The 26,304-nt window shown below is 72.5% G+C and carries 22 protein-coding genes; 14 read left to right on the top strand and 8 right to left on the bottom strand.

What is annotated here, in order from left to right:
* Positions 1 to 405 precede the first annotated feature (405 nt).
* Positions 406 to 816, top strand: a complete 411-nt coding sequence (locus tag ASH01_RS00185; RefSeq protein ID WP_056769892.1) for a hypothetical protein — start codon at positions 406 to 408, stop codon at positions 814 to 816.
* Between the two features lie 60 nt (positions 817 to 876).
* On the opposite strand, the gene ASH01_RS00180 is transcribed toward ASH01_RS00185, so the two are convergent.
* Positions 877 to 1,674: a response regulator transcription factor gene (locus ASH01_RS00180; RefSeq protein ID WP_056769890.1), complete on the bottom strand. Its 798-nt coding sequence runs from the start codon at positions 1,672 to 1,674 to the stop codon at positions 877 to 879.
* 65 nt (positions 1,675 to 1,739) lie between these two features.
* The gene (locus ASH01_RS00175) at positions 1,740 to 3,746 is read right to left on the bottom strand and encodes a thioredoxin domain-containing protein (RefSeq protein ID WP_056769887.1); all 2,007 of its coding nucleotides are present in this window, start codon (positions 3,744 to 3,746) and stop codon (positions 1,740 to 1,742) included.
* Between the two features lie 90 nt (positions 3,747 to 3,836).
* On the opposite strand from ASH01_RS00175, the gene ASH01_RS00170 reads away from it, so the two are divergent.
* On the top strand, positions 3,837 to 4,451 hold the full coding sequence (locus ASH01_RS00170) for a hypothetical protein (protein WP_156415350.1): 615 nt from the start codon (positions 3,837 to 3,839) through the stop codon (positions 4,449 to 4,451).
* A gap of 24 nt (positions 4,452 to 4,475) precedes the next feature.
* Here the strand turns inward: ASH01_RS00170 and ASH01_RS00165 are convergent, their stop codons facing one another.
* The 3 genes from ASH01_RS00165 to ASH01_RS00155 all read right to left on the bottom strand — a co-directional run bounded on the left by ASH01_RS00165 (position 4,476) and on the right by ASH01_RS00155 (position 8,005).
* Complete coding sequence (locus ASH01_RS00165) at positions 4,476 to 5,876, bottom strand: MATE family efflux transporter (RefSeq protein WP_235508606.1); 1,401 nt, start codon at positions 5,874 to 5,876, stop codon at positions 4,476 to 4,478.
* 159 nt (positions 5,877 to 6,035) lie between these two features.
* Positions 6,036 to 7,004, bottom strand: coding sequence for an aminoglycoside phosphotransferase family protein (locus tag ASH01_RS00160; RefSeq protein ID WP_082619314.1), 969 nt, complete (start codon positions 7,002 to 7,004; stop codon positions 6,036 to 6,038).
* Positions 7,001 to 8,005 carry a hypothetical protein gene (locus ASH01_RS00155; protein ID WP_056769880.1) on the bottom strand — a complete coding sequence of 335 codons (1,005 nt, stop codon included), beginning with the start codon at positions 8,003 to 8,005 and terminating at the stop codon, positions 7,001 to 7,003. Before ASH01_RS00155 ends, ASH01_RS00160 begins: the two co-directional genes overlap by 4 nt.
* A 133-nt stretch (positions 8,006 to 8,138) precedes the next feature.
* Here ASH01_RS00155 and rimP point away from each other — a divergent pair, with 133 nt between their 5' ends.
* Together rimP and nusA are read left to right on the top strand one after the other, a co-directional pair.
* Positions 8,139 to 8,753, top strand: a complete 615-nt coding sequence (gene rimP / locus ASH01_RS00150) for a ribosome maturation factor RimP (protein ID WP_056769877.1) — start codon at positions 8,139 to 8,141, stop codon at positions 8,751 to 8,753.
* The gene (gene nusA / locus ASH01_RS00145) at positions 8,753 to 9,796 is read left to right on the top strand and encodes a transcription termination factor NusA (protein ID WP_056769863.1); all 1,044 of its coding nucleotides are present in this window, start codon (positions 8,753 to 8,755) and stop codon (positions 9,794 to 9,796) included. Before rimP ends, nusA begins: the two co-directional genes overlap by 1 nt.
* Positions 9,797 to 9,817: 21 nt before the next feature.
* Here nusA and ASH01_RS00140 read toward each other — a convergent pair whose 3' ends face one another.
* Entirely contained in the window at positions 9,818 to 10,510 is a 693-nt protein-coding gene (locus ASH01_RS00140; RefSeq protein ID WP_056769861.1) for a hypothetical protein, read from the bottom strand.
* An 80-nt stretch (positions 10,511 to 10,590) separates the two neighbouring features.
* On the opposite strand from ASH01_RS00140, the gene ASH01_RS00135 reads away from it, so the two are divergent.
* From ASH01_RS00135 to ASH01_RS00100, 9 genes are all read left to right on the top strand, one after another.
* Complete coding sequence (locus ASH01_RS00135) at positions 10,591 to 11,280, top strand: response regulator transcription factor (protein WP_056769859.1); 690 nt, start codon at positions 10,591 to 10,593, stop codon at positions 11,278 to 11,280.
* On the top strand, positions 11,280 to 12,581 hold the full coding sequence (locus ASH01_RS00130; RefSeq protein ID WP_056769856.1) for a sensor histidine kinase: 1,302 nt from the start codon (positions 11,280 to 11,282) through the stop codon (positions 12,579 to 12,581). Before ASH01_RS00135 ends, ASH01_RS00130 begins: the two co-directional genes overlap by 1 nt.
* 162 nt (positions 12,582 to 12,743) lie before the next feature.
* Complete coding sequence (locus tag ASH01_RS22310) at positions 12,744 to 13,130, top strand: YlxR family protein (RefSeq protein ID WP_082619313.1); 387 nt, start codon at positions 12,744 to 12,746, stop codon at positions 13,128 to 13,130.
* 92 nt (positions 13,131 to 13,222) lie between these two features.
* On the top strand, positions 13,223 to 16,138 hold the full coding sequence (gene infB, locus ASH01_RS00125; RefSeq protein ID WP_056769851.1) for a translation initiation factor IF-2: 2,916 nt from the start codon (positions 13,223 to 13,225) through the stop codon (positions 16,136 to 16,138).
* Between the two features lie 183 nt (positions 16,139 to 16,321).
* Complete coding sequence (gene rbfA, locus ASH01_RS00120) at positions 16,322 to 16,810, top strand: 30S ribosome-binding factor RbfA (RefSeq protein ID WP_056769847.1); 489 nt, start codon at positions 16,322 to 16,324, stop codon at positions 16,808 to 16,810.
* Entirely contained in the window at positions 16,807 to 17,757 is a 951-nt protein-coding gene (gene truB / locus ASH01_RS00115; RefSeq protein WP_056769844.1) for a tRNA pseudouridine(55) synthase TruB, read from the top strand. Before rbfA ends, truB begins: the two co-directional genes overlap by 4 nt.
* 56 nt (positions 17,758 to 17,813) lie before the next feature.
* Positions 17,814 to 18,785 carry a bifunctional riboflavin kinase/FAD synthetase gene (locus tag ASH01_RS00110; RefSeq protein ID WP_056772393.1) on the top strand — a complete coding sequence of 324 codons (972 nt, stop codon included), beginning with the start codon at positions 17,814 to 17,816 and terminating at the stop codon, positions 18,783 to 18,785.
* The gene (gene rodA / locus ASH01_RS00105; protein WP_056769841.1) at positions 18,749 to 19,981 is read left to right on the top strand and encodes a rod shape-determining protein RodA; all 1,233 of its coding nucleotides are present in this window, start codon (positions 18,749 to 18,751) and stop codon (positions 19,979 to 19,981) included. The genes ASH01_RS00110 and rodA overlap by 37 nt, the downstream gene beginning before the upstream one ends.
* 145 nt (positions 19,982 to 20,126) lie before the next feature.
* Positions 20,127 to 21,989 (top strand): AMP-dependent synthetase/ligase, encoded by a 1,863-nt coding sequence (locus ASH01_RS00100; RefSeq protein ID WP_056769836.1) that lies wholly within the window; start codon positions 20,127 to 20,129, stop codon positions 21,987 to 21,989.
* Between the two features lie 9 nt (positions 21,990 to 21,998).
* Here ASH01_RS00100 and ASH01_RS00095 read toward each other — a convergent pair whose 3' ends face one another.
* The gene (locus ASH01_RS00095; RefSeq protein WP_056769834.1) at positions 21,999 to 23,138 is read right to left on the bottom strand and encodes an MBL fold metallo-hydrolase; all 1,140 of its coding nucleotides are present in this window, start codon (positions 23,136 to 23,138) and stop codon (positions 21,999 to 22,001) included.
* A gap of 117 nt (positions 23,139 to 23,255) precedes the next feature.
* On the opposite strand from ASH01_RS00095, the gene ASH01_RS00090 reads away from it, so the two are divergent.
* Positions 23,256 to 25,247 (top strand): TIGR03960 family B12-binding radical SAM protein, encoded by a 1,992-nt coding sequence (locus ASH01_RS00090; protein ID WP_056769831.1) that lies wholly within the window; start codon positions 23,256 to 23,258, stop codon positions 25,245 to 25,247.
* A gap of 262 nt (positions 25,248 to 25,509) precedes the next feature.
* On the opposite strand, the gene ASH01_RS00085 is transcribed toward ASH01_RS00090, so the two are convergent.
* Positions 25,510 to 25,707 (bottom strand): hypothetical protein, encoded by a 198-nt coding sequence (locus ASH01_RS00085; protein ID WP_056769829.1) that lies wholly within the window; start codon positions 25,705 to 25,707, stop codon positions 25,510 to 25,512.
* Positions 25,708 to 26,304: the final 597 nt, after the last annotated feature.

Below are 26,304 nucleotides of genomic sequence, written 5' to 3'. Positions count from 1 at the left end.
GACAAAAGGCGCACGGCTGCCCGAACCGGGAAGGCCTTGAGGCTTTCTTGCGGAAACCATGCGTGCCCCGGGGTTCGCACCTTGCAGTTGGCGCGGAAGAGTCGTCTTCATCAGCAGCAACGGTCGGGGGACCGGCTCGCTGACTCAGAGACCTTCGGGCGAGTGCCCGCCGATCCGGGGAGGAGAGCGCCATGACCATCAGCACCGACACTGACCCTGCAGTGACGGTGCGCGGTCGCGGCGCCCTCCCCGGTCGGCGGGCCCACTCGGAGCCTTCGGTGGGGGGAGTGGACCGGAGCGGGACGGGCCAGCCGGTGGGAGGCCGGCCCGTCCCGACCCGGGACATCGCCCGACGTCCGCGGCGCCCCGGGACGGCTCTGGCCCGGGACGCCTTCGGCGCCGGCCGTGGCCGCTGAGCAGGTCGTGAGCCCGGCCTGTCCCGGACTCACGGTCGACGAGCTCGACCCGAGGGCCCTGACCCGTCTCGCATCGGAGCTCGAGAGCGACGACCTCGCCCGCTCCATCGCCCAGACCTACCTGCGGATGCTCGATGCCCGGCTGGCCCGCGCCGCGTCCGCGCTCGACCGCCGCGACGAGGTCGCGGCGATGGATGTCCTGCTCAGCCTGCGCGTCTCGTCGGCCACCGTCGGACTCGTCCGGCTCGAGTCGGCCGTGCTCTGCGTCATCGACGCGGTCAGTCGCGGTGAGACCGAGCTGGCCCGCGAACGCGGGACGTCGATGCTCGGCGTGGCCCCGGGTGCGCGCGTCGCGCTGCGGTCGCACCTCGACCGCTCGGCACCGCCCGTCGTCGCCTGACCTCCGAACGCGTCGACACGTGCGGGCGGCCCAGCGGCCCCAGCCACAGCGCCGTCGGCGTCAGAACGCGTCGGGCTCCTCCATGCGGTAGCCGACGCCCCGCACGGTCCGGATCGGGGCACGCGTGCCGTCGGGGCCCAGACGGCTCAGCTTGCGGCGGAGGTTGCCCACGTGCACCTCGACGAGGTGCTCCTCGGACCAACCGGGGCCCCACAGGCTGTCGAGGAGGACGGCGCGCGACCACACGCGGCGCGGTGCGCTGATCAGGGTCGAGAGCAGGTCGAACTCGGTGCGGGTCAGGTCGACCTCGTGGTCGTCGACCGTGGCGACGCGGCCTTCCGGGTCGACGGCGATGCGGCCGTGACGCACGAGCTCGGGTGCCGGCTCGTCCGGTGTCGCGCCGTCGGCGGGCGGCCCGCCCGCCGAGACGGCCGAGACGGTGCCGGCCGGACCCGTCGCGTCGTCGGAGCCGTTGGGTCCGCCGGTGCGCGGCCGCCGGAACATCGCGTTGACGCGGGCCTGCAGCTCGCGAGGGCTGAACGGCTTGGTGAGGTAGTCGTCGGCGCCGATCTCGAGGCCCATGAGGCGGTCGATCTCGTCGGTGCGCGCGCTGATCATGACGACGTAGGCCTGGCTCACGTCGCGCACCCGGCGGCACACCTCGATCCCGTCGAGGTCGGGCAGGCCCAGGTCGAGGGTGACGAGGTCGGGGTCGGTCGCGACGACGAGCTCGAGGCCCGCCTGTCCCGAGGACGCCGCCGAGACCTCGAAGCCCTGCATGGTCAGGCTGTGCGTGATGAGCTCACGGATGTCGTCGTCGTCCTCGACGACGACCGCGGTGCGCGCTGAGCCCATCATGCGGTGATTGTTGCAGAATGCGGGGGTTTGGCCCGCCAGATGCGAATGTCGGGCGGTTCGTCTCCTCAGCCGACCACTCCACCGAGCCCCTCGCCAGCCACCGCACCCAGCTGCGCAGCCAGCTGCTCTGGGTCGGTCGTGGGCAGCTCGCAGACCATCCCGCGGCAGACGTAGGCCGCAGCGCGTCCGCCGACGAGCGGGCGGTCGGCCAGCAGCGGGACGCCGGGCGCGTCCGGCTCGCCGCGCACGACGACGAGTCCGGGGCTCGGGGACCGGCGCGCCACCACCTCGAGCGCGTCGGCGTCGCGACCGGACCCGACGACGGCGACCTGCAGCGGTCCGCTGACGAGGGACTCGGCGACCGCGAGCGACCACCCGCCGAACCGCGGCTCGCGGACGGCGAGCCCCATCCCCGCAGCGGTGGAGGTGGCGCCCGCCGCGAGGGCGGCCGGGTCACCGGTCACCGCGCCGAGGGTGACGAGCGCTCCCGCCAGAGCGGACTGCCCCGCCGGCTCGGCGTTGTCCGCGGCGCTGCGCGGGCGCAGGTAGAGCGGCTCGGCGTCCGAGGCGGTGTCGTGGAACCCGCCGTCGTCGGCCGCGAAGTCGCTCGCGGCGTCCAGGACCTGTCGGGCGGCCTCCAGCCAGCGTGGCTCACCCGACACCTGGTGCAGCACGAGCAGGCCGTCCGCGAGGTTGCCGTGGTCGTCCGCGACGGCACGAGCCGTCCCGACGGTGCCGACTCGTGACGCACGCCGCAGCTCCCCGTCGACGACGTGGACGTCGAGGACGTGCGCGGCGCACCGGGTCGCGGCGGCCACCCAGTCCGGCCGCTCGAGCGCGGCGCCGGCATCCGCGAGCGCGGCGATCGCGAGCCCGTTCCACGACGTCACGACCTTGTCGTCACGACCGGGCTGTGGTCGCCCGGCGCGGGCTGCCAGCAGTCGTGCTCTCACGTCGTCGAACCAGTCGCGGTCACCCGGCTCTGACGGCAGCTGCAAGGTCGAGGCGCCGTGCTCGAACGTGCCCTCGGTCGTCACGCCGAGCAGCTCGGCCGCGACGGGGCCGTCGTCGTCCCCGAGGACCTCTCGCAGCTGCTCCGGTGTCCACGCGTACGTCAGCCCCTCGACGCCGGCAGCGTCGGCGTCGAGCGACGACGCGAGGCCTCCCGTCTCGGTGCCGAGGTCGCGCACGACGAAGTCGGCCGTCTCACGGACGATGCGCTCGGCCAGCGGGTCGCGGGTCACCTTCCACCACGTCGTGTAGGCGCGCAGCAGCAGGGCGTTGTCGTAGAGCATCTTCTCGAAGTGCGGCACGACCCAGCCGGCGTCGACGGCGTAGCGCGCGAAGCCACCGGCGAGCTGGTCGTAGAGGCCGCTGCGCGCCATCGCCTCGAGCGTGCGGGACGCCATCGCGAGGGCGTCCCGGTCCCCGGTCCGGGCGTGGTGGCGCAGCAGGAACTCGAGCACCATCGACGGCGGGAACTTCGGTGCGCCGCCGAAACCGCCTGCCACGTGGTCGAACTGGCGGGCCAGCAGCCCGACCGCGGACGACAGCGCTGCCGGCTCGACGGCATACGGCGTCGGCGGCTGGAGGGCCTCGGCGAGGCTGGTGGCGATGTGCGAGCCCGACGCGCGCACCTCGTCCTCGCGGGTGCGCCAGGCCTCGTCGAGGGCCGCCAGGACGCGGAGGAAGTGGTCGCGCGGGAAGTAGGTGCCGCAGAAGAACGGCTCGCCCTCGGGGGTGAGGAAGACCGTCATCGGCCAGCCGCCGTGGCCGGTCGTCGCCGTGACCGCCGACATGTAGACGGCGTCGATGTCGGGTCGCTCCTCGCGGTCGACCTTGACCGGGACGAAGCGGGCGTTGAGCGCGGCGGCGACGGCCTCGTCCTCGAACGACTCGTGGGCCATGACGTGGCACCAGTGGCAGGCCGCGTAGCCGACCGACAGGAGCACCGGGACGTTGCGCTCGCGCGCCTCCGCGAACGCGGCCTCGCCCCACTCCTGCCAGTGCACCGGGTTGTCGCGGTGCTGGAGCAGGTAGGGGCTCGTCGCTCGGTCGAGGCGGTTGGGCATGGCTCCACTCTCGCGCACGCCGGTCGCCGGCCGGGGACTGGTGCGTCACACACCCAGCCCACGCATACCCCCCGGGGTTAGTGTCGAGGCATGGCCAGAGGCTGGAGCATCCGCCGCTCGTGGACGGGCGGGGCTGCGTTCGCAGCTGCCGCCCTGGTGCTCACGGGCTGTTCGGCAGCGCCCGCGGCGACGAACCCGATGGGCGGCGCCATGGGTGGCGTGCGCGCCGGGTCGAGCAGCGGCGTCCCGATGGCGGCGCCGCTGGCGTGTGCGGCCCCGACCGACCTTCCCGGGTCGCGGGTGACCGTCAGCCTCGTCGACATGGGCATGTCGCGGATGATGGGCGGCGTCGCCCCGATGGGGGCCCGGATGCTGCTCGTCGCGCGGCCCGCGACCGTCCACTCCGGACCGGTGAGCGTCGTCGTGGAGAACTCCGGGTGGCGCACCCACGAGCTCGTCGTCCTGCCGCTCGTCGCCGACGCCGTCGCCGGACAGCGCGTGCCGGGCCGGGACGGCACGGTCGACGAGTCGGGCAGCCTCGGGGAGGCTTCGGCGTCCTGCGCCGCGGGCCACGGTGACGGCATCGTCTCCGGCGCCGTCGGCTGGGTGACGGTGACCCTGGCGCCGGGCCACTACGAGCTCGTCTGCAACCTCGAGAACCACTACGCCGACGGGATGCGCCAGGGGCTCGTCGTCACCGGCTGAGGCCGGGGGCGACCGGCCGGGCCGTCAGGCGGCGACGGCCTCGCGCGGCGCGACGAGGCGCTCCCAGCGGATCCGACGCGCACGCCACGTGAAGATGGCGAGCTTGGCGAGCTCCTCGAGGATGCGGGCCACGAAGATGCCGACGTAGCCGAGCGGCGTGTGCAGGCCGAGGAGGACGGCGAGCGGCAGCCCGATCAGGAAGGCACCGGCGACGTCGCCCATGATGACCCCGCGCACGTCGTTGGCGCTGGGCAGCACGCCCGCTCCGACGATCATGTTGCGCACCTTGACCACCTGGAACGCCGCGTTGATGAGGATGCCGACGCCGGCCATGGTGCGCACGTCTCGACCGGCCTCCCCGAAGAGGACGTCGAGCAGCAGCACCGAGGCGGCGAAGAGGACCCCGAAGACGGCGGCGGTCCCGACGCCCGCGCGGGTCAGCCGCCGCACCCAGGCCATCGCGTCGTGGACGTCCCCGCGACCGACGGAGCGGCCCACGAGGGTGGTCGTGGCGCTCATCAGCCCGATGCTGCCGACGACGAAGACGCCCTCCAGCGTCGTGACGATCTGCGCGGCGGCCAGCGCCTCGTCGCCGAGCTGCTGGAACACGACGTTGTAGAGGAAGGTCCCGACGGTCCAGAAGAGCTCGGTGACGCCGAGGGGGAGCGCGAGGACGAAGAGGGGCACGATGACGGCACGCCACTGCCGGACGCTGTCGGGCAGGCTCCAGCCGACGACGGCGCGCCGGCCGTAGGCCATCCACAGCAGGATGAGCGTCTTGACGACGGCGGTCACGAGCGTGGCCCAGCCGGCGCCGGCGACGCCGAGCGAGGGCAGCGGGCCGAGCCCGACGACGAGGGAGTACGCGATTGCCGAGTTCGCGAAGACGGTGACCATCGTCGCGATCATCGGGCTCGTCGGTCGGCCGGCCGAGCGGAGGACACCCGAGAGGATCGCGCTGAGCATGACCGGCAGCGTCGCGAGGACGGTGAGGCGGAAGTAGTCGGTGCCCGCCGCCGCCACCGACGGGGAGGCCCCGACGAGCGACATGAGGTGGTCGGCGAAGAACCACGGCACGAGCGAGACGACGACGCCGAGCCCGACGGCGACGAGAAGCGCCGCCGTGACCGTGTGGTCGAGGGCGTCCCGGCGACCGGCGCCGTGCGCCCGCGCCACGAGGATGCTCACCGACGTGCCGAGACAGCCGAGCGTCACCGCGAGGATGAAGGTGAGGCTGTTGGAGAAGCCCACCGCGGCGATCGCCGTGGCCCCGAGGCTCCCGACGACGATCTGGTTGACGAAGTTGAGCACGAGCATGAGGACGAACTCCATGCTCACCGGCACGGCGATGCGCGCGATCTCGCGAGCAGGGGTCGGCGTGGCCGAGCGCTGGTCGCGGGAGGTGGGCATGGCAAGGCGAGGCATGCGAGTGCCTTTCGACAACGAAGGTGGGGGAGCGCGACAAGGTTAAGGCTTCAAGCACCCCGGAGTCGAAACGATTTGATCGACGACGTCGAGCGCGTGTCGTCGACGGTGCTGAGGCTGTCACGAGCGTGTCGAGTCAGCGCTCGAGAGCCCGCCGGCTCAGTCGTTCATCGCCTTGATGATCGTCACCGCGAGGCTGATCCGGTCGTGTGCCCAGGCGTCGTCGGCGGGGCCCTTCGCCAGCGCCTCGGCGGCGTCGAGGGCGTTGTCGGCCTCCCGGACGATCGTCCACGCACGGGCCCGCCCCTCGTCGAGGCCGGCGCGCTCGCAGATGATCTCGAGCCGCCGGCGCAGCGACCACCGGACCTCGGACCCGGTCCCGAGCTCGTCGGCCCGGTTCCACAGGGCGGGGGCCACCTCGAACGCCGGGTCGCCGGCCATCGGCTTGGGGTCGATGGCGAGCCACGGGGAGCGGTAGGCGGCGAGCACGTTGGTGTAGTGCAGGTCGGTGTGCAGCAGCCGGTCCTCGGCGGGGGCCCGCTCGACGAGCTCGCGGGCCAGCGTCGACGCCTGGTCGAGGTAGCGCCGCGGCAGCACCGCGGGTGCGGCCGCCAGCTCCTCGGCCTGACGGAGGGCGTATGCCGTGAGGCTGGGCACGCGCGGGTGCGGGGGCCGTCGCAGCACCCGGAGCAGGTCGCCGATGACGCCGCACGCCTCGTCGATGTCGACGCGGGTCAGGTCGCGGGTGTGCAGCCGCTCGAGGAGCAGGGCGAAGCGCGCGGGGTCGGCCCGCACGAGGCGCGCCGCACCGTGCCCGTTCCACGTCTGGAGCGCGAGGTGCTCGGTCGCGGCCTCAGGGTGCGGCCAGGTGATCTTGAGGATGCCCTCGCCGCTCACCCCGACGACGTCGCGGCCCGAGCCCAGCAGGCGCACCGGGATGGCCACCGCGCACACGCCGTTGGTGGCTCGCCCGATGGGCTCGAGCTCCCAGTCGGCGAGCAGGTCGGTGATGAGCCCCGGCAGTGCGTCGATCCAGTCCTCGCCGGAGACGTAGCCGTCGGGCTCGTAGCCGCTCACCTCGTGGGCGAACAGGGCGGGGATGAGGTCGTACATCGGGTCGTAGCTCACGCGGTGGCTCCCGGGAAGGCGGTCAGGGGCACGTCCCAGTCGACGGCGAGTGCCTGGAGGTCGGCGCTCCAGCGCGCGACGTCCTCGAGGGAGGCGGCGCTCGGGCTCGGGCCGGCCACCTCGGTGCCCGCGTCCACGGCGGACGACAGGGTCTCGGTCGCGAGGCGTCCGGCCGCCTCGGGTGTCGTGACGGGGTAGGGCAGCGCCCACCCGGCAGGCGTCGTCGAGCTCGCGCCGGACACGGCGATGTCGAGGCGCACCAGGGCGGCGAGCGTGTCCTCGGCCCGCGACCGCTGGTCGCCAGAGCTCTGGGCCGCGACCACCTCGAAGGCGTACACGAGGGGGGAGGTCCGGGAGACGATCTCGGGTCGCACGGGGCTGGGCGGCGACGTGGCGACGTCCCGTCCGAGGAGCACCGCGCCGGCGAGGCGTTGTCCGTAGGCGGCCGCGAGCAGCTCGCGGGTGTCGACGGTCGCCGTCGTGAGCGCGGACCAGTCCTCGGGCCCGAGCGAGTCGAGCAGGGCGGCGAGCTCCCGGCGGGTGCGGACGGGCCGCTGGCTCGTCGGCGGGGCGGCCGAGGGTGTGGGGGTGCCCGTGGAGCCGGTCCGCGACGACGGCGCCGGCCTGGCGGCCACGGCGGCGTCGATCACGGCCGTCGGCACGCCGGCGTTCGTGAGCCGGCCGCGCAGGACGCGCAGCTGCTCCCGGTTGACGGTGCGGAGCCGACGGACCAGGCCGCCACCCTCGTCGCCCGCGAGGACCGACGTCTCGGCCGCCACGATGTGTTCGAGGTCGGCCACGGCCGAGAGCAGGAGGGCCTCGTCCGGGGCCGGACGGCGGGTGGGCACCGGCGGGGGAGGCGGCGGCACGTCGAGGCGCAGGCCGCGGTCGACGAGCAGCGCGAGCGCGGCGGCACCGCCGCCGAGCACGAGAAGGCGGCGCGGGGGACGGCCGAGACCGTCCATCACCCGTGACCCGAGCCCACGGGTGTCGCCGTCCATGCCGAGATCTTCGCACGCGGGCGGCGGTCTGCGACGACCCCCCGGCGCCGATAGAGTGGTGGGCACGCGGTGCCCGTCGCGTCCTTCGGGGCGTCGGCGCCGGACATTCGAGAAGAGCAGGAGGCGTCGACTGATGAGCACGGCCCAGGAGATCAGAGCGACGCTCGAGCCGGTGCTCGCGCCCCTCGGGCTCGTCGTCGAGGACGTCTCCGTGTCTCCCGCCGGCAAGCGGCGGCTGGTTCGCGTGCTCGTCGACGCCGACATCGCCGGTCTCGACGCAGCCGACACGACGAGTGCCGTCCCGCCGCTCTCGCTCGACGCCGTCGCCGAGGCGACTCGTGCCGTGAGCGACGAGCTGGACGCGAGCGACGTGATGGGTGAGGCCCCCTACGTCCTCGAGGTGTCCTCACCCGGGGTCGGCCGGCCGCTCGCCTCCCGCGACCAGCTCCGGCGTCAGGTGGGGCGGCTCGTCGAGGTCGTCCACCAGGACGGCACCGACACCGGGCGGCTCACCGAGGTCGGCACGGACTCGCTCACCCTCGAGGTCCAGGCCACGAAGAAGACTCCGGCGCGCCACCTGACCCTCGACCTCGACACCGTCCAGCGTGGCACCGTGCAGGTCGAGTTCACGCGCGCCGAGACCACGAACGACGCCGCCGTCGACGACGCGGGGGACGACGCCTCCGACGACGCGCACGACGACACCCACGACCCGGACGAGACGTCCGCCCTGGAAGGGGACCACTGATGGACATCGACCTCGCAGCCCTGCGCGCCTTGGAACGGGAGCGCGACATCAGCCTCGACGTGCTCATCCCCGCCATCGAGCAGGCGCTCCTCGTCGCCTACCACCGCACCGACGGCAGCCAGCGCATCGCGCGGGTCGAGCTGGACCGCAAGACCGGCCACGTCATCGTCTGGGCCCGTGAGGAGGGCGACCTGCTCCCGGTCACCGAGGAGGGCGAGCGTCCGCAGCGCGGCGAGCCCGGACCCGAGTTCGACGACACCCCGGTCGGCTTCGGCCGCATCGCCGCCTCGACGGCGCGGCAGGTCATCGTCCAGCGCCTGCGCGACCTCGAGGACGAGGCGATCCTCGGCGACTTCAAGGGCCGCGAGGGTGACGTCATCTCCGGCATCATCCAGCAGAGCCAGGACCCCCGGAACGTCCTCGTCGACTTCGGCACGGTCGAGGGCATCCTGCCGCTGGCCGAGCAGGTGCCGGGCGAGCGCTACGTCCACGGCGAGCGCCTGCGCTGCTTCGTCGTCAGCGTCAAGCGTGGGCCCAAGGGCCCCCAGGTGGGCCTGAGCCGCACCCACCCCAACCTCGTGCGCACGCTCTTCAAGTTCGAGGTGCCCGAGATCGCCGACGGCACCGTCGAGATCGCCGCCCTGGCCCGCGAGGCCGGACACCGCACGAAGATCGCGGTCCACAGCCGGGTCGCCGGCGTCAACGCCAAGGGCGCGTGCATCGGCCCGATGGGCGCCCGCGTCCGTGCCGTCATGACCGAGCTGCGCGGCGAGAAGATCGACATCGTCGACTATGCCGACGACCCCGCCACCTTCGTCGCGGCCGCCCTGTCGCCCGCCCGGGTGCAGTCCGTCGAGATCGTCGACGCCGCGGCCCGCGCCGCGCGGGTCGTCGTGCCCGACTACCAGCTGAGCCTCGCGATCGGCAAGGAGGGCCAGAACGCCCGCCTCGCCGCCAAGCTCACCGGATGGCGCATCGACATCCGTCCCGACACCGAGGCCGCCGACGCGGCAGCGGGGCGCGGGACGACCGACGGCTCCTGAGGTCGGCTCGCGCCGACGGGCTCAGGAGTCCTTGAGGACGAGGACCGGCTGGCCGGAGCGGCAGGTCACGAGGAGGCGGTCCTCGCGCGAGTCGCTCTTGAACGTCGCCCGTATGCCGCCGTCCTCGCGCTCCACCTCGTAGCGGTAGCCGTTGCTCGGGGTGACCGAGCGCAGCTGCACCTGACCGTCCCCGCAACGGGCCGTCAGGGAGCCGCCCGTCGTCGAGAAGCTTGCGGTGGGACTCGTGGAAGCCCTCCCGTCATGCTGGGCGGTGGTGCGGGACCCGGCGGGTGCGTCCGAGGTGGACGACGGACCCTCGGGTCCCGGCGCCGCGGCGGAGGTGTCCCCGTCGACGGGTGGACTGTCGGTCCGGCCGGCGACGACCGGGCCGATCGGCGCGACGGTGTCCGCGCTGCGGGTGGACGCCTCGTGGGGTGCCTGGGTCTGGGTGCCTCCCGGCTCCGCAGGCGGGAGCAGGGCGGGGTCCGGCGACGGCCCCGTGGTCGTGGGGCCCGGCACGAGCGTGCCGCCGGCCGTGGACGTTACGGTGGTGCTCGGCAGGGTCGCCGTCGCGGAGGGGAGTGGCTGCTCGAGCTCGCCCGCGACGTCCTGACCCACGCGCGTCACGACGGTCGTCGTCACCGTGGCGGTGACCGCCACGACGGTCAGCCAGCCGAGCGCGAGGCGCAGCGGACCCGCGCGTCCCGACGTCATCGCGGACCCCCGTCCCGCGGGCCCGGCGGATGCGTCACGACCGGGTCTGCGCAGGTCGGCCCGGGCGTACCGTGAGGCGTGTGACCCACGTGCTCGTCATCGAGGACGACCCCGCGATCCGGGGATCGCTCGTACGGGCCCTGACCGGCCGTGGGCACGCCGTGTCGAGCGCCGCCAGCGGGCTCGGCGGGCTCGAGCAGGTGCTCAACGAGCACCCGGACGTCGTCCTGCTCGACCTGGGCCTGCCCGACGTCGACGGCCACACGGTGCTGACCATGCTGCGCTCGGTCACCGCGACCCCGGTCATCGTCGTCACGGCGCGTGACGACGACGGCTCGATCGTCCGCGCCCTCGACTCGGGGGCCGACGACTACGTGCCGAAGCCCTTCACCCTCGACCAGCTCGAGGCCCGGATGCGGGCGGTGCTGCGGCGCAGCGAACCGGCCCACGCCGACGAGCGGATCACCGTCGGTGGTCTCGTCATCGAGCCGTCCCGCAGGGGCGTGACCCTCGACGACGTGCCCGTGGACCTCTCGCGACGTGAGTTCGACCTCCTCCTCATGCTCGCCGGTCGCGTCGGTGAGGTCGTGACCAAGCGCGAGATCATCGTGGAGGTGTGGCAGCAGGTCTACGGAGGCGGCGAGCGCACCGTGGACGTGCACCTGTCGTGGCTGCGTCGCAAGCTCGGCGAGTCGGCGGCTCATCCGCGGTACCTCCACAGCGTCCGAGGGGTGGGGGTTCGGCTGGCGGCCCCGGAGGACGTGCCCTGATGCGTCGTCAGATCACGTGGCTCGTGGCCGCGACGACGTCTGCGGTCGTCGTCGCCTTCATCATCCCCCTCTGCCTGCTCGTGTCGAACGTCGCCGAGGACCGTGCCGTGAACCGGGCCCGTCAACAGGCGCACAGCGTCGCCACCGTCGTCGCCAGCGTCGACAGCGAGCAGGTGCTCTCCGAGGCCGTCGGGCTCTTCACGGCGCAGGGCATGGTCGTTGCCGTGCACACGCCGTCCGGCCGGGTCATCGGTCGTGACACCTCGGTGGGAGACGACGACGCCGAGGTCGCCCAGGCGAAGTCGACCCGCACGGCGTTCACCCATCGCACCGACACGGGTCTCGACGTCATCATCCCGGTGCAGACCGAGAGCGGGGTCACGGTCGTCGAGTCCACCGTGAGCAACGACGAGCTGCGTCAGGGGGTCGCGGCCGCCTGGGCCACGATCATCGGTCTCGGGCTGCTCCTCGTCGGGGTGGCGGCCGTGATCGCCCTCCGTCTGGGCCGCCGCGTGAGCGTGCCCGTGACCCGGCTGGCGGCGGTCGCCCACCGCATCCGCGAGGGCGAGCTCGGCACCCGTGCCGTCCCCGAAGGGCCACCCGAGACGGTCGAGCTCGCGGGGGCGCTCAACCAGCTCGCCGACCGCATCGACGTGCTCGTGACGTCCGAGCGTGCGGCCGTCGCCGACCTCGGTCACCGACTGCGCACACCGGTCACCGCCCTGCGGCTCGACAGCGACCTCGTGACGGACCCGGAGGTCTCCAGGCGGCTGCGCCACCATGTCGACGAGCTCCAGCGCAGCGTCGACGCCATCGTCCACGAGGCCCGCCGCCCGTTGCGCCGTGCGATGCCGAGCGGGTGTGACCTCGGGGTCGTCGTCCGCCGACGAGCCGCCTTCTGGGAGCCCCTCGCGCAGGACCAGGAACGGGCCTTCGCCGTGACGGGCCCCGACGGTCCGTGTGTCGTCGACGTCCCGGAGGAGGACGTGAGCGACGTCGTGGACGTGCTGCTCGACAACGTCTTCGCGCACACGCCCGAAGGGGCGGGCGTCGAGGTCGCCGTGCGCGTCGACGAGGGCCGGGCCCACCTCACCGTGGCCGACGGCGGGCCGGGCGCCGCCGAGTCCGCCCTCGACCGGGGCCGCAGCGGCAGTGGGTCGACAGGTCTCGGGCTCGACATCACCCGTCGGGTCGCGGAGGCCGCCGGTGGCTCGGTCGCCCTGGCCCGCTCCGACCTGGGCGGCCTTCTGGTGGAGGTCTCCCTACCCCTGCGACCAGGGAGCGGTACACGCCCAGGCTGAGAGCGACCCGGGCGGAGTCGCGCGACGACGGACGAGCAGGGATCGTGCGCCGCGTCCGCACCCCACGCATACGATGGCAGGGCAGCACGGGTTCGGCCCCTCTTCCAGGCGGGGGAGGATGCCCGATGCGCGGTCTCGCGCTGTGGCGCGGTAGACTTACCTGTGGCCGACCGGACTGGACTCCGTGCTGAGCCGTCCCGCACCTGTGTGGGATGTCGAGGAATGGATAGCTGGTCGGCTCTGCTGCGAGTGGTCGCGGCGACGGACAGAGATGCCGGGGACACCTCCCCGGTCACGCTCCGTCCCGACCCGAGACACCGGATGCCGGGACGTGGTGCATGGCTGCACCCGACGCCCGACTGTTTCGAGTTGGCAGTGCGCCGCAAGGCGTTCGGACGTGCCCTGCGCCTGCAGGTCGCCCTCGACGTCAGCGCGGTGGCACGACATCTCGGAGTCCAGGACGCGCAGCAACGCTCCGGTGCCCCACACGGGTCGCACCGATCAGTCAGAGATCAGTCAACGAACCAAGGCGGGTTGAAAACGCTATGAGCACCCGATGAGTACTCAGCGATGAGCAAGCCCCAGCAATAACCCACGGTTCGGCCACTTCCTGTTCAGGCCGGACCAGGAACAGGAGAGATGTGGCTAAGGTCCGGGTCTACGAGCTCGCAAAGGAGCTCGGAGTCGAGAGCAAGACACTGCTCGCACACTTGAAGAGCCAAGGAGAGTTCGTCCGGTCGGCATCGTCGACCATCGAGCCCCCCGTCGTCCGCAAGATCATCGAGACCTTCCCCCGGGAAGGCTCGTCCAGCGGCGACAAGAAGCCGGCGGCCCCCAAGGCCGCCCCCACGAGCGCGGCCCCCGCCGCGCCCCAGAAGGCTGCTCCGGCGCCGTCGGCCCCCGCGCCGGCCGCTCCCGCAGCCGCAGCACCGGCGGCTCCCGCCCCGGCTGCTCCCGCAGCACCTGCTGCCCGCGAAGCCGCTCCGGCCCCCGCCAAGGCAGCTCCCGCACCCGCCGCCCCGGCACCGAAGGCTCCGGCCCCGGCTGCTCCGCCCCCCGCCGCTCCTGCGGCGTCGGCTCCGGCTCGGGTGCAGTCCAGCCGTGACGGTGGTCAGCAGACCTCCGGCGTCCCGGCCTCCCCGCGTCCGGCGCCCCGTCCGGGTCAGCCGCGTCCGGGCAACAACCCGTTCGCCCCGAGCCAGGGCATGGGCCAGTCCCGCGCCCCGCGTCCCGGTGGCGACACCGCGCCGCGTCCGGGCAACAACCCGTTCAGCCCGAGCCAGGGCATGCCGCGTCCGCAGCAGCGCCAGGGCGGTCAGGGTGGCCAGCGTCCGGGTGCTCCCGGCGGCGCCCCGCGTCCCGGTGCCCCCGCCGCAGGCGGTCGTCCGGGTGCTCCCGGCGGCGCCCCGCGTCCCGGTGGTCCGCGTCCCAGCCCGGGCATGATGCCCGAGCGCAGCACCGTCGGCCGTCCCGGCCAGCGCCCGGCCGGCGGCCCCGGCCGTGGCGGCCCGGGTGGCGCCGGTGGCCGTGGTGGCTTCGGTGGTGGCCCCGGCGGCGCCCCCGGTGGCGGTCGCCCCGGCGGCTTCGGCGGTCCTCGCGGTGGCGGTGGCGGTCGTGGCTCGACGGCTGGTGCCTTCGGTCGCGGCGGCGGTCGTCCGGTCCGAGGCCGCAAGTCCAAGCGCGCGAAGCGCCAGGAGTTCGAGCAGATGCAGGCGCCGAGCCTGGGTGGCGTCAGCGTCCCCCGTGGCGACGGCAAGACGACCATCCGCGTCCGTCGTGGTGCCTCGCTGACCGACTTCGCCGACAAGATCAACGCCAACCCGGCGTCGCTCGTCACCGTGCTGTTCCACCTCGGCGAGATGGCCACGGCCACGCAGTCCCTCGACGAGGAGACCTTCAAGGTGCTCGGCGCCGAGCTCGGCTACGAGATCGAGGTCGTGTCGCCCGAGGACGAGGAGCGCGAGCTGCTCGGCTCGTTCAACATCGACCTCGACGCCGAGCTCGAGGCCGAGGAGGACGAGGACCTCGAGGCGCGTCCGCCGGTCGTGACCGTCATGGGCCACGTCGACCACGGAAAGACGAAGCTCCTCGACGCGATCCGCTCCGAGGAGGTCGCCGAGGGCGAGGCCGGTGGCATCACCCAGCACATCGGTGCCTACCAGGTCGCCACGACGCACGAGGGCGAGAAGCGCGCCATCACGTTCATCGACACCCCCGGTCACGAGGCCTTCACGGCCATGCGTGCCCGTGGTGCGTCGGTGACGGACATCGCGATCCTCGTCGTCGCCGCCGACGACGGCGTCATGCCGCAGACCATCGAGGCGCTCAACCACGCCCAGGCGGCCAACGTGCCGATCGTCGTGGCCGTCAACAAGGTCGACAAGCCGGACGCCAACCCGGCCAAGATCCGCCAGCAGCTGACCGAGTACAACCTCATCGCTGAGGAGTACGGCGGCGACACGATGTTCGTCGACGTCTCGGCCAAGAACGGCACGAACATCGACGGGCTCCTCGAGGCCGTCCTGCTCACCGCCGACGCGGCTCTCGACCTGCGGGCCAACCCCGACAAGGACGCCCGTGGTGTCGCCATCGAGGCGCACCTCGACAAGGGCCGCGGCCCGGTCGCGACCGTCCTCGTCCAGTCGGGAACCCTCAGCGTGGGCGACTCGATCGTGGCCGGCAGCGGTCACGGCCGCGTGCGTGCCATGCTCGACGAGCACGGCAACAACGTCGAGCAGGCCGGTCCCTCGCGTCCGGTCATGGTGCTCGGTCTGACGTCGGTGCCGGGCGCCGGTGACACGTTCCTCGTGGCACCCGACGACCGCACCGCGCGCCAGATCGCCGAGCGTCGTGAGGCCGCGTCGCGTGCGGCGAGCCTCGCCAAGCGCCGCAAGCGCATCTCGCTCGAGGACCTCAACGAGGCCCTCGCCGCGGGCAAGGTCGACACCCTCAACCTCATCCTCAAGGGTGACGTGTCGGGTTCGGTCGAGGCGCTCGAGGACGCGCTGCTCAAGATCGACGTGGGCGACGAGGTCGACCTGCGGATCATCCACCGCGGTGTCGGTGCGATCACGCAGAACGACGTCAACCTCGCGACGGTCGACAACGCGATCATCATCGGCTTCAACGTCCGCCCCGCGGAGCGTGTCGCCGAGCTGGCCGACCGGGAGGGCGTCGACATGCGCTTCTACTCGGTCATCTACCAGGCGATCGACGACGTCGAGGCAGCGCTCAAGGGCATGCTCAAGCCGGAGTACGAAGAGGTCCAGCTGGGCACGGCCGAGGTCCGCGAGGTCTTCAAGTCGAGCAAGTTCGGCAACGTCGCGGGTTCGCTCGTGCGCTCCGGCGAGATCAAGCGCGGGACCCGTGCGCGGATCATCCGCGACGGCACCGTCATCGGCGAGGGCATCGAGATCACCGGTCTGCGTCGCTTCAAGGACGACGTCACCGAGGTCCGCGAGGGCTTCGAGTGCGGTATCAACCTCGGCAACTTCAACAACATCGAGATCGACGACGTCATCGAGACGTTCGAGATGCGCGAGAAGCCGCGCGCCTGAGCTCGACCGGTCCGACGGCGCCGGCCCCCACGGGGGTCGGCGCCGTCGCCGTCCGCGGCGGTCCCCACCCGCCCCGCGGACGCCCGGGTGGGAATGCGCGGGGCCCCCGGCCCGCTACTAGGGTGAACACCACGTCGGCCCGGCTGTCACGGCCCGACCGCACAGCACACGAAAGAGGTAGCCATGGCTGACCCCGCCCGCGCCCGCAAGATCGCCGACCGGATCAAGGTCATCGTCGCCGAGTACCTCGAGTTCCGGCTCAAGGACGAGCGCCTCGGTTTCGTCACCATCACCGACGCCCGCGTCACCGGTGACCTCCAGCAGGCCTCCGTCTTCTACACCGTCTTCGGCAGCAACGAGGACCGCCAGGCCACGGCCGAGGTGCTCGAGGCCAACAAGGGCCGCATCCGCTCGGCCGTCGGCAAGGGCATCGGCATCCGTCTGACGCCGTCGATCGAGTTCATCGCCGACGCGCTGCCCGAGGGCGCCGCCCACCTCGAGGACCTCGTGGCCCAGACGCGGGCGAGGGACGAGGAGCTGGCCCGCGCCGCGGCCAACGCCAAGCCCGCCGGCGACCCCGACCCCTACCGCAAGCCGGTCGACCGCTCGGCGGACGACGAGGACAGCGACGACGTGGACGCCGAGGTGGACGCGGACGTCGACGCCCGATGACCGACCGCTCGGGTGGCCTGCTCGTCGTCGACAAGCCGGCCGGATGGACGAGCCATGACGTCGTCGCGCGTGCCCGTCGTCTCTGTGGCACGCGCCGGGTCGGCCACGCCGGCACGCTCGACCCGATGGCGACCGGCGTCCTCGTGCTCGGCGTCGAGCGCGGCACGAAGCTGCTGACCTTCCTCGTCGGCTGCGACAAGTCGTATGCCGCCACGATCCGTCTCGGGATGGCCACCCTCACCGACGACGCCGAGGGTGAGACGACCCAGGCGCTCGGGGTCGACGACGTGCCCGCGCTCGAGGCGGCCCTGCCCGCGGCCGTCGCTGCCCTGACGGGCGACATCCAGCAGGTGCCGAGCTCGGTCAGCGCCATCAAGGTCAAGGGTGTGCGCAGCTACACGCGCGTCCGGCAGGGCGACTCGGTCGACCTTCCGGCCCGCCCGGTCACGGTGAGCCGTTTCGACGTGCTCTCGGTGCGCCCCGGCACCGCGACGGTCGAGGTGGGCCCCCCGATCGACGTCGTCGACGTCGAGGTCGAGGTCGACGTGTCGTCCGGCACCTACGTCCGCGCGCTCGCCCGCGACCTCGGCGAGGCGCTCGGCGTCGGCGGCCACCTGACGGCGCTCCGGCGTACGCGGGTCGGCCGCTTCGGGCTCGACGCCGCGGTCTCGCTCGACGACCTCACGGCCACGTCGGAGACCGACGGGCCGGACGGCATACCCCTGCTCCTGATCGCCGACGCGGCCCGGGCGCAGCTGCCCGTCCACGAGGTGACGGCCGAGGAGGCCGTCGCCCTCGGCTACGGCCAGCGCATCCAGAGCGCGGTGGACGGTTCCGACGCGGTGGCCGCCATCGACCCCGACGGGCGTCTCGTCGCCGTGCTCGACGAGACGCGTCCGACCGCCCGGGCCAAGGTGGTCTTCGCCGCGTCCGGGGCGGGGGCCTGAGCTTCGTGCCCGAGCCCTCGGACGTCCGCTCCGACGGGGCCACTACAGTGGTCGCCGTGCAGCGCTGGTACGGACTCGACGACATCCCGGCCGACCTCGGGCCCACCGTCGTCACCCTCGGCAACTTCGACGGGGTGCACCGCGGGCACCGCGAGGTCCTGACGCGCGTCGTGCGCGAGGCCGCCGACCGCGGGGCCCTTCCCGTGGCCGTCACCTTCGAGCCGCACCCGATCGCCGTGCTCTACCCCGACCGCGCCCCGGCTGCCGTCATGTCGCTCGAGCAGCGACTGGACGCGCTCGCGTCGGTGGGCGTCGGCGCGGTGCTCGTCATCGAGTTCACGCGTGACTTCGCCCAGCAGACCCCCGAGGAGTTCGTCCGCGGCACGTTCGTGGACGCCCTCGGTGCCTGCGCCGTCGTCGTCGGCAAGGACACCCGCTTCGGCGTGCGCAACTCCGGCGACGTCGGCACGCTGCGCGAGCTCGGCGCCGCGCACGGCTTCGAGGTCATCGCCCTCGACGACATCGGCGAGGGGGCCGACGAGGGCGCGCGCTGGAGCTCGACGCAGCTGCGCGCCGAGCTGCTCGCCGGCAACGTCGACCACGCCGCCCAGATCATCGGCCGTCCGCACCGGGTCACCGGCACCGTCGTGCACGGCGACCACAGGGGCCGCGAGCTCGGCTACCCGACGGCCAACCTCTCGCAGGACCACGAGGGCCTCGTGCCGGCCGATGGGGTGTATGCCGGGTGGCTCGTCCGTCTCGGCCTCGACGAGGGTGCCCCCGACCGCACCCTCCCGGCGGCCGTCTCCGTGGGCACCAACCCGACGTTCGACGGTCATCAGCGCAGGGTCGAGGCCTACGTCCTCGATCGCACCGACCTCGACCTCTACGGCGAGCGCGTCGCGGTGGAGTTCGTCTCGCACCTGCGTCCCACCCTGAAGTTCGAGTCGATCGACACCCTCGTCGAGCAGATGGCCCAGGACGTGGTCCGGTGTCGCGAGATCCTCTCGGCGATCGTCCCGTCGTAGCCGGGCCGCTCCTGCCGCCGACGCGGCCTTCCGCGGGCGGCCGTCGGGCGGTACGGGGCCCCGCCGGGCCGTCGTGGCTGCGGGTCGACCTCGGACTGCTCATCGGCGCCCTCGGCCTGTCGGTCGTCGGCGTCGTCCTCGTCTGGTCGGCCACCCGCGCGTCGGTCGGCGGGACCGCGGCGCTCAAGCAGCTCGTCGCGCTGGGCGTCGGCATCGCGTGCGCCGCCGTGGTGACGCGGCTCGACGTGCGCGTGGTGCGGGCGGTCGCTCCCGTCGTCTACGTCCTTGCCGTCCTCGGGCTCGCGGCCGTCGTCTCGCCGCTCGGGTCGACCGTCAACGGCTCGCGCTCCTGGATCCGGCTGCCGGGCGGCATGAGCCTGCAGCCGTCGGAGCTGATGAAGGTGGCCCTGGCGATCGGGCTCGCGATGCTCCTCGCGGAGCGGGCCGAGCGCGGGCTGCGCCAGCGCCACCGGGACGTCGCGCTCGCGTGGGTCGTGGCCGGCATACCGGTGGTTCTCGTGCTCGCCCAGCCCGACCTCGGCTCTGCGCTCGTGCTCGTCGCCATGGCGGTCGTCATCATCGCGGCGGCCGGCGCCCCGGCCCTGTGGACGCTCGGCGTCCTCGTGGCCGGCGCGGCGGCCGTGGCTGCTGCCTTCCTGACGCCGGTCCTGTCGGCCTACCAGCGCAACCGGCTGCGCGCCTTCCTCGATCCCTCGCTCGACCCGCAGGGTATCGGCTACCAGACCCGGCAGGTGCGCATCGCCGTCGGCTCGGGCGGGCTCGGCGGCCAGGGGCTCTTCGAGGGTCGCCAGACCCAGGGCGGGTTCATCCCCTTCCAGGAGACGGACTTCGTCTTCTCCGTCGCGGGGGAGGAGCTCGGCTTCCTCGGCGCGGCAGGGCTCGTCGTGCTCATCGGGTTCATCGTCGTGCGGTGCGTCGTCGTGGCGCGCCGCGCCGACGCGTTCGGGCGCCTGGTCGCGATCGGTGTCGCCGTCTGGCTGGGGGTGCAGGCCTTCGAGAACATCGGGATGAACCTCGGGCTCATGCCCGTCACGGGGCTGCCGCTGCCGTTCGTGTCGAGCGGTGGCTCCTCGCTCATCGCCTCGTGGATCGCCGTCGGCCTCGTCGGCAACGTCGCCGCGGCGTCGCAGCGGCGAGGCGGACGACCCGTCGCGGGTCGCCTTCGGCGGGGTTGAGCCCCGCCTCCGGTTACCGAGGGGTCACGTTTCGACGTGGACGCCGACGGATGCGTGACTGGCACGACGATTGTTGACATCATCCCGGCATGGCGGTCGCCCGCAGACGCCGATGACGCGCAACCGCAGTGACAAAGGAGTCCACATGCCCCTCCAGGCCCTTGCCGACCGGGACGTCGACCAGAACGTCCTCGACGGACGCGCTCCCAGCGTGGGTGCGCTCTTCCGCAGCCGGGTCCGGGCCACGCCCGACGCGCCGGCCTACCTCTACTTCGCGGAGGGGTCGAGCGAGCTCACCACGCTGACGTGGCGGCAGACGCACGAGGTCGTGGAGCAGTGGGCCGCCGGGCTCGTCAGCCTCGGGGTGGCGCTGGAGGACCGCGTCGCCATCGCGTCGACGACCCGCGTGGAGTGGATCCTCGCCGACCTCGCCGTCATCTGCGCCGGCGGTGCGACGACGACCGTCTACCCGACGACGATCGCCGAGGACGTCGCCTACATCCTCACCGACTCCGGCAGCGGCATCGTCTTCGCCGAGAACGCCGAGCAGGTCGCCAAGCTCCAGCACGTGCGCTCGGAGGTGCCGGGCGTCCGGCAGGTCATCGCCCTGACCGGACCGGGCAGCGACGACGGCTGGGTCATCACCACCGACGAGCTCGCCGAGCGCGGCCGCGAGTGGCTGGCCGCGACGCCCGACCTCGTCGACTCGCGCATCGACCAGCTCGGTCCCGAGTCCCTCGCCGTCGTCATCTACACGTCCGGCACGACCGGGCGGCCCAAGGGCGTGCGCCTCGTCCAGGACAGCGTCGTCTACGAGGGCGCCGTCATCGACGCCATCGGCACCTTCACCAAGGACGACCTCCAGTTCCTCTGGCTGCCGCTGTCGCACGTGTTCGGCAAGATGCTCGTCGCGACCGGGCTCCAGATCGGCTTCCCGACCGCCGTCGACGGCCGGGTCGACAAGATCGTCGAGAACATGGCCGTCATCAAGCCGACCTTCATGGCCGGCCCGCCGCGCATCTTCGAGAAGGCGCACGGACGCATCGCCCTGATGTTCGCCGGCGAGAAGGGGGTCAAGAAGAAGCTCATCGACTGGGCGCTCAAGGTGGGCGGTGAGCTGCGCGACGTGCAGGCCCGCGGTGAGCAGCCCTCGTCGGGCCTCCAGCGCCGGCACGCGCTCGCGACGAAGCTCGTGCTGCACAAGGTGCAGGAGCGATTCGGCGGGCGGGTCCGCTTCATGATCAGCGGTTCCGCGCCGCTCAACGCGGACGTCGCGCGCTGGTTCGGGTCGGTCGGCCTGCTCGTCCAGGAGGGCTACGGCCTGACCGAGACGTCATCGGGCACGACGGTGAACGCCCCCGAGCACGGCTCGTACCAGTACGGCTCCGTGGGCTGGCCGCTGCCGGGCACGGAGGTCCGCATCGCCGACGAGGACGGTGAGATCCTCGTCAAGGGCCCCGGCGTCATGCGCGGCTACCACAACAACCCCGAGGCGACCGCCGAGGTGCTGACCGAGGACGGCTGGTTCCACACCGGCGACATCGGGCGCATCGACGAGCGCGGCTTCCTCTACGTCACCGACCGCAAGAAGGACGTCTTCAAGACCTCGGGCGGCAAGTACATCGCCCCGGCCGAGATCGAGGCCCGCTTCAAGGGACTGTGCCCCTTCGTCAGCCAGTTCCTCGTGCACGGGGCTGGCCACAACTACGCGACGGCGCTCGTGACGCTCGACCCCGACGCGGTGGCCGGATGGGCCCCGACCGTCGGGCTCGACGGCAAGACGTACGCCGAGGTGGTGGCCTCGCCGCAGGCGCACGCCCTCGTCCAGCGCTACGTCGACCAGCTCAACGACGGGCTCAACCGCTGGGAGACGATCAAGAAGTTCACCATCCTCGACAAGGACCTCACCGTCGAGGAGGGCGACCTCACCCCGAGCATGAAGCTGCGCCGCAAGGCCGTCACCGAGAAGCACCGCGCCGAGCTCGACGCGATGTACGACGGCTCCTGACGCCGAGGCTCAGCGCCGCGCCGGGAGGTCGATGACGGCCCCGGCGTCGGCGCGCCCCGGGTCGGGGAACGCGACGTGGTGCCCGTGGCTCGCGACGAGTCGCGGGTCGGCCCAGCGCTCGGTGCGTGGGGTGCGGTAGTTGAACCACAGGGTCGGTCCGGCCGGGGCACCGAGCACGACCCGGGCCACGGCCGCGTCGTCGGGGTGGTGGAAGACGTCGCCGTTCGTCGAGACGAGGTAGTGCCGGGCCGGTGCCGCCCGGAGCAGGGCTGCGACGACGTTGGCCTCGCTGCCGTGGTGGGGCAGCTTGAACGCGTCGACGCTGAGGGTCTCGTCCCCACGGGCCCGGGCCACGCCCTGCAGGGCCGCCGCGAGCACGCCGCCGTAGGCGTCGGCGCCGAGCACGACGCTCGCCCCGCGATGCTCGACGAGCAGGGCGATGCTGCTGCCGTTGGGCACCGAGGAGTCCTGGGGCGTCCGTGTGTCGGCGAGGTGCTCCAGGTCGTCGAGGGGCCCGAGCACGTCGAGACCCACGTCGCGGTCGGGTGCGCCGAGGGCAGCACGGAGGCTCTTCGACCACGTGTCGGCCAGCCGGGTGAGCCGCTTCGTCGTCGGGGAGAGCACGGTCACCGTCGGCCCACCCGGCACCGCGACCTCGACGAAGCCGCCCGCGGCGCCGGTGTCGACCGGCCCGCCACCGAACGCGGCGTTCCACGGCAGGGCGCGGGTGCGGGACGCCAGCGCGGCGGGCCCGCCGGCCAGGGGGTCTCCATCGGAGCCGCGGAGCGCCGCGACGAGGCTCTCGCCCTGGTCGACGCTGCGGGGCCGGTCGGGCCCCGTGACCGGGAGGTGCGGGCGCCCGTTGAACCAGAAGTCCCCGACGTCGGCGGCCAGGTCGCTGGCGAGGAACGGCAGCATGCCGCCGATGTGGTCGTTGTCGATGTGCGTGATGACGGCGACGTCGATGTGCCGGTCACCCGGGTCGAGGCGGCGCAGCCGCGCCTCGAGGAGGGGCCACGTGTCCGGAGGGCCGCCGTCCACGAGCATCCGCCACGTCGTGCCGTCGGGGCGCTGACACTCGACGAGGAGGCAGTCGCCCAGTCGCGCGGGCAGCACCTCCACGTGGATCGCCGTCGGCACCGTCGCCACCTCTCCACCTCCGCCCACCCAGACTAGGTCCGGGTTCCCGGCGTGTCCGGGCCTTGGCCGAGGGTGGGCGGTTCGCCGTGTTTTCGGTGCAGCGGCAGACCCACGTACCATGGCGGGATGCCCGGAGAGTCCCTGTTCAACGCCCTCGAGCCCCTGCTGGAGCGGGTCAACAAGCCCATCCAGTACGTCGGCGGCGAGCTCAACTCCACGGTCAAGGACTGGCACGTCGGCGGTCACGGCCCCGACGGCGAGGAGCTGACCACGCGGTGGGCGCTGATGTACCCCGACGCGTACGAGGTCGGCGTCCCCAACCAGGGCGTCATGATCCTCTACGAGGTCCTCAACGAGCGCGCTGACGCCCTCGCCGAGCGCACGTATGCCGTGTGGCCCGACATGGAGGCGCAGCTGCGGGAGGCGGGCCTGCCGCAGTTCACCGTCGACGGGCACCGTTCGGTGCGTGACTTCGACCTCTTCGGCCTCAGCTTCTCGACGGAGCTCGGCTACACCAACATGCTGACGGCGCTCGACCTCGCCGGCATCCCGCTGCACGCGATCGACCGCGACGTCGACGACCCGATCGTCATCGCGGGCGGTCACGCGGCCTTCAACCCCGAGCCGGTCGCCTCGTTCATCGACGCCGCCATCGTCGGCGACGGCGAGCAGGCCGTCCTCACCGTCACCGACATCGTGGGGGAGTGGAAGGCCCAGGGCCGGCCCGGCGGTCGCCGCGAGGTGCTGCTGCGCCTCGCCCGCACCGGTGGCGTCTACGTCCCCGCCTTCTACGACGTCTCCTACCTGCCCGACGGGCGGATCCAGCGGGTCGCGCCGGCTGCCGACGCCACGGGCGTGCCGTGGCGCGTGTCCAAGCACACCGTCATGGACCTCGACGCGTGGCCGTACCCCAAGCAGCCTCTCGTGCCGCTCGCCGAGTCGGTCCACGAGCGCATGTCCGTCGAGATCTTCCGCGGGTGCACGCGCGGCTGCCGCTTCTGCCAGGCCGGCATGATCACGCGCCCGGTGCGCGAGCGGTCGATCACCGGCATCGGCGAGATGGTCGAGCGTGGCCTGGCCGCCACGGGATTCGAGGAGGTGGGCCTGCTCTCGCTGAGCTCGGCCGACCACTCGGAGATCGCCGACCTCACCAAGGGGCTCGCCGACCGCTACGAGGGCACCCAGACCGGCCTGTCGCTCCCGTCGACCCGCGTCGACGCCTTCAACATCGACCTCGCCAACGAGCTGACCCGCAACGGTCGCCGCTCGGGCCTGACGTTCGCACCCGAGGGCGGGTCCGAGCGCATCCGCAAGGTGATCAACAAGATGGTGTCCGAGGAGGACCTCATCAACACGGTCGCCGCGGCCTACGGCGCCGGCTGGCGGCAGGTCAAGCTCTACTTCATGTGCGGCCTGCCCACCGAGACCGACGAGGACGTGCTCCAGATCGCCGAGCTCGCCAAGAAGGTCATCGAGACCGGCCGACAGGTCTCGGGTCGCCGCGACATCCGCTGCACCGTCTCGATCGGCGGCTTCGTGCCCAAGCCGCACACGCCGTTCCAGTGGGCCTCGCAGCTCGGCGTCGAGGAGACCGACGCGCGCCTGGCCAAGCTCCGCGAGGCGATCCGCGCCGACAAGCGCTACGGGTCGTCCATCGGGTTCCGCTACCACGACGGCCAGCCCGGCATCGTCGAGGGGCTGCTCTCCCGCGGTGACCGCCGCGTCGGCAAGGTCATCGAGGCCGTGTGGCGCGACGGCGGCCGCTTCGACGGGTGGAGCGAGCACTTCTCCTACGAGCGCTGGATGCGCAGCGCCGACGAGGCCTTCGCCGACGTGCCGGTCGATCTCGCCTGGTACACCACGCGCGAGCGCGGCGAGTCCGAGGTGCTGCCCTGGGATCACCTCGACTCCGGTCTCGACAAGGACTGGCTCTGGGAGGACTGGCAGGACTCGCTCGACGAGACCGAGGTCGACGACTGCCGCTGGACCCCGTGCTTCGACTGTGGCGTCTGCCCGCAGATGGGTACCGAGATCGAGATCGGGCCCACCGGCAAGACCCTGCTGCCGCTCACGGTCCTCGGCTCCGGCCGGGAGGACCTCCTCGAGCACCAGCACTGAGCCCCCCGGCCGGTCACGGCATGCGCCCGTCCGGAGTGCCTTCAGACGGCGAAGAATTCGCGCGACGTGTCAGGCACGGAGACGCTCGTGCTGTTCGTCGTGTCGGTCATGACGATGTTCGAGTAGGAGACGGCAGCGAGCACGAGGCGCTGTCCGTTCGGGCAGGTGAAGCCGCCTGCCGAGATCGGGCTTGCGGAGAGGCTCGCCTGGACGCGGCCGTTCCTCGGCTCGAAACTGCTCGGCTCGAAACTGCCGGCGGCGCTCAGTCACCGTTCACGGTCTCCTCGTGGGCGGCCTGCGGGTGCTGCCCGCAGGCGTCCTTGACGTTGCCGAAGGGCTCGACGGGTGGCTCCAACAGCGTTGCGCCCGCGTCGGCGACGGTGCCGTCGATGGCCCAGGGTTCGTCGGCCGCACGTGCTATGGGCGCCACGACGACGGATACACCCAGAGCCAGGGCCACGCCGGTGAGGGCAGCGATGCCCTTGCGGCGACGTGGGTTCGAGGGGTTGGGCGACGTGCTGTTCTTTCCCCGAGGGACGATCCATGAACGACTCGTGCTCGTGTCTCCACTGTGTGCCGGTGATCCGGCCCCCGATCCGGGTTGGACGACACTGCCGGCCCACGGCCGACGCGGGGATGGCCCCGCATCACGGATCGTCCGCGGCCCCGGACGTGACTGCTCCGGCACTGTCGTTAACGAAATAGAGCCATGAGCCGAAGGCCGATGAGTGAATCCCGAAGCCAGCGGCTTTTGTCAGGGAATTGAAGCAAGGAGAACGTGTCCGCTTTTGCATCTGGAAGGGCCGGGCTGTCCAAGGAAAGGGCGGTTGTCCGGCCCGGTCCGGGCAAGCGGTCGACCTGAGACGCCTCTGGCGGCAACCACATCCAGACATATCCGCTCTCGTCGCGACGCTTCGCACCTTGATGTGAAAATATGGATATAGAGGTGCCTATTCGGAGGCCGTCACGACAAGACGGGAATTGTCGGAGGGAATGCCCAGAGAATGCGCAGCATTTCGGATTGACCTGCGTTTATCAAGACCCGTCTCTACCATCG

This window comes from Terrabacter sp. Soil811 (genome assembly GCF_001429655.1).
Taxonomy (GTDB): Bacteria; Actinomycetota; Actinomycetes; order Actinomycetales; family Dermatophilaceae; genus Terrabacter.
The sequence above is the reverse complement of the archived record's forward strand: the minus strand, read 5'-3'. Positions and strand labels throughout refer to the sequence as shown.

Bases quoted from the DNA above. Each gene is read 5' to 3' on its own strand.
- ASH01_RS00180 (WP_056769890.1), bottom strand. From the start codon at position 1,674: ATGATGGGCTCAGCGCGCACCGCGGTCGTCGTCGAGGACGACGACGAC.
- ASH01_RS00175 (WP_056769887.1), bottom strand. From the start codon at position 3,746: ATGCCCAACCGCCTCGACCGAGCGACGAGCCCCTACCTGCTCCAGCAC.
- ASH01_RS00170 (WP_156415350.1), top strand. From the start codon at position 3,837: ATGGCCAGAGGCTGGAGCATCCGCCGCTCGTGGACGGGCGGGGCTGCG.
- ASH01_RS00165 (WP_235508606.1), bottom strand. From the start codon at position 5,876: ATGCCTCGCCTTGCCATGCCCACCTCCCGCGACCAGCGCTCGGCCACG.
- ASH01_RS00155 (WP_056769880.1), bottom strand. From the start codon at position 8,005: ATGGACGGCGACACCCGTGGGCTCGGGTCACGGGTGATGGACGGTCTC.
- rimP (WP_056769877.1), top strand. From the start codon at position 8,139: ATGAGCACGGCCCAGGAGATCAGAGCGACGCTCGAGCCGGTGCTCGCG.
- nusA (WP_056769863.1), top strand. From the start codon at position 8,753: ATGGACATCGACCTCGCAGCCCTGCGCGCCTTGGAACGGGAGCGCGAC.
- ASH01_RS00140 (WP_056769861.1), bottom strand. From the start codon at position 10,510: ATGACGTCGGGACGCGCGGGTCCGCTGCGCCTCGCGCTCGGCTGGCTG.
- ASH01_RS00130 (WP_056769856.1), top strand. From the start codon at position 11,280: ATGCGTCGTCAGATCACGTGGCTCGTGGCCGCGACGACGTCTGCGGTC.
- rbfA (WP_056769847.1), top strand. From the start codon at position 16,322: ATGGCTGACCCCGCCCGCGCCCGCAAGATCGCCGACCGGATCAAGGTC.
- truB (WP_056769844.1), top strand. From the start codon at position 16,807: ATGACCGACCGCTCGGGTGGCCTGCTCGTCGTCGACAAGCCGGCCGGA.
- ASH01_RS00100 (WP_056769836.1), top strand. From the start codon at position 20,127: ATGCCCCTCCAGGCCCTTGCCGACCGGGACGTCGACCAGAACGTCCTC.
- ASH01_RS00090 (WP_056769831.1), top strand. From the start codon at position 23,256: ATGCCCGGAGAGTCCCTGTTCAACGCCCTCGAGCCCCTGCTGGAGCGG.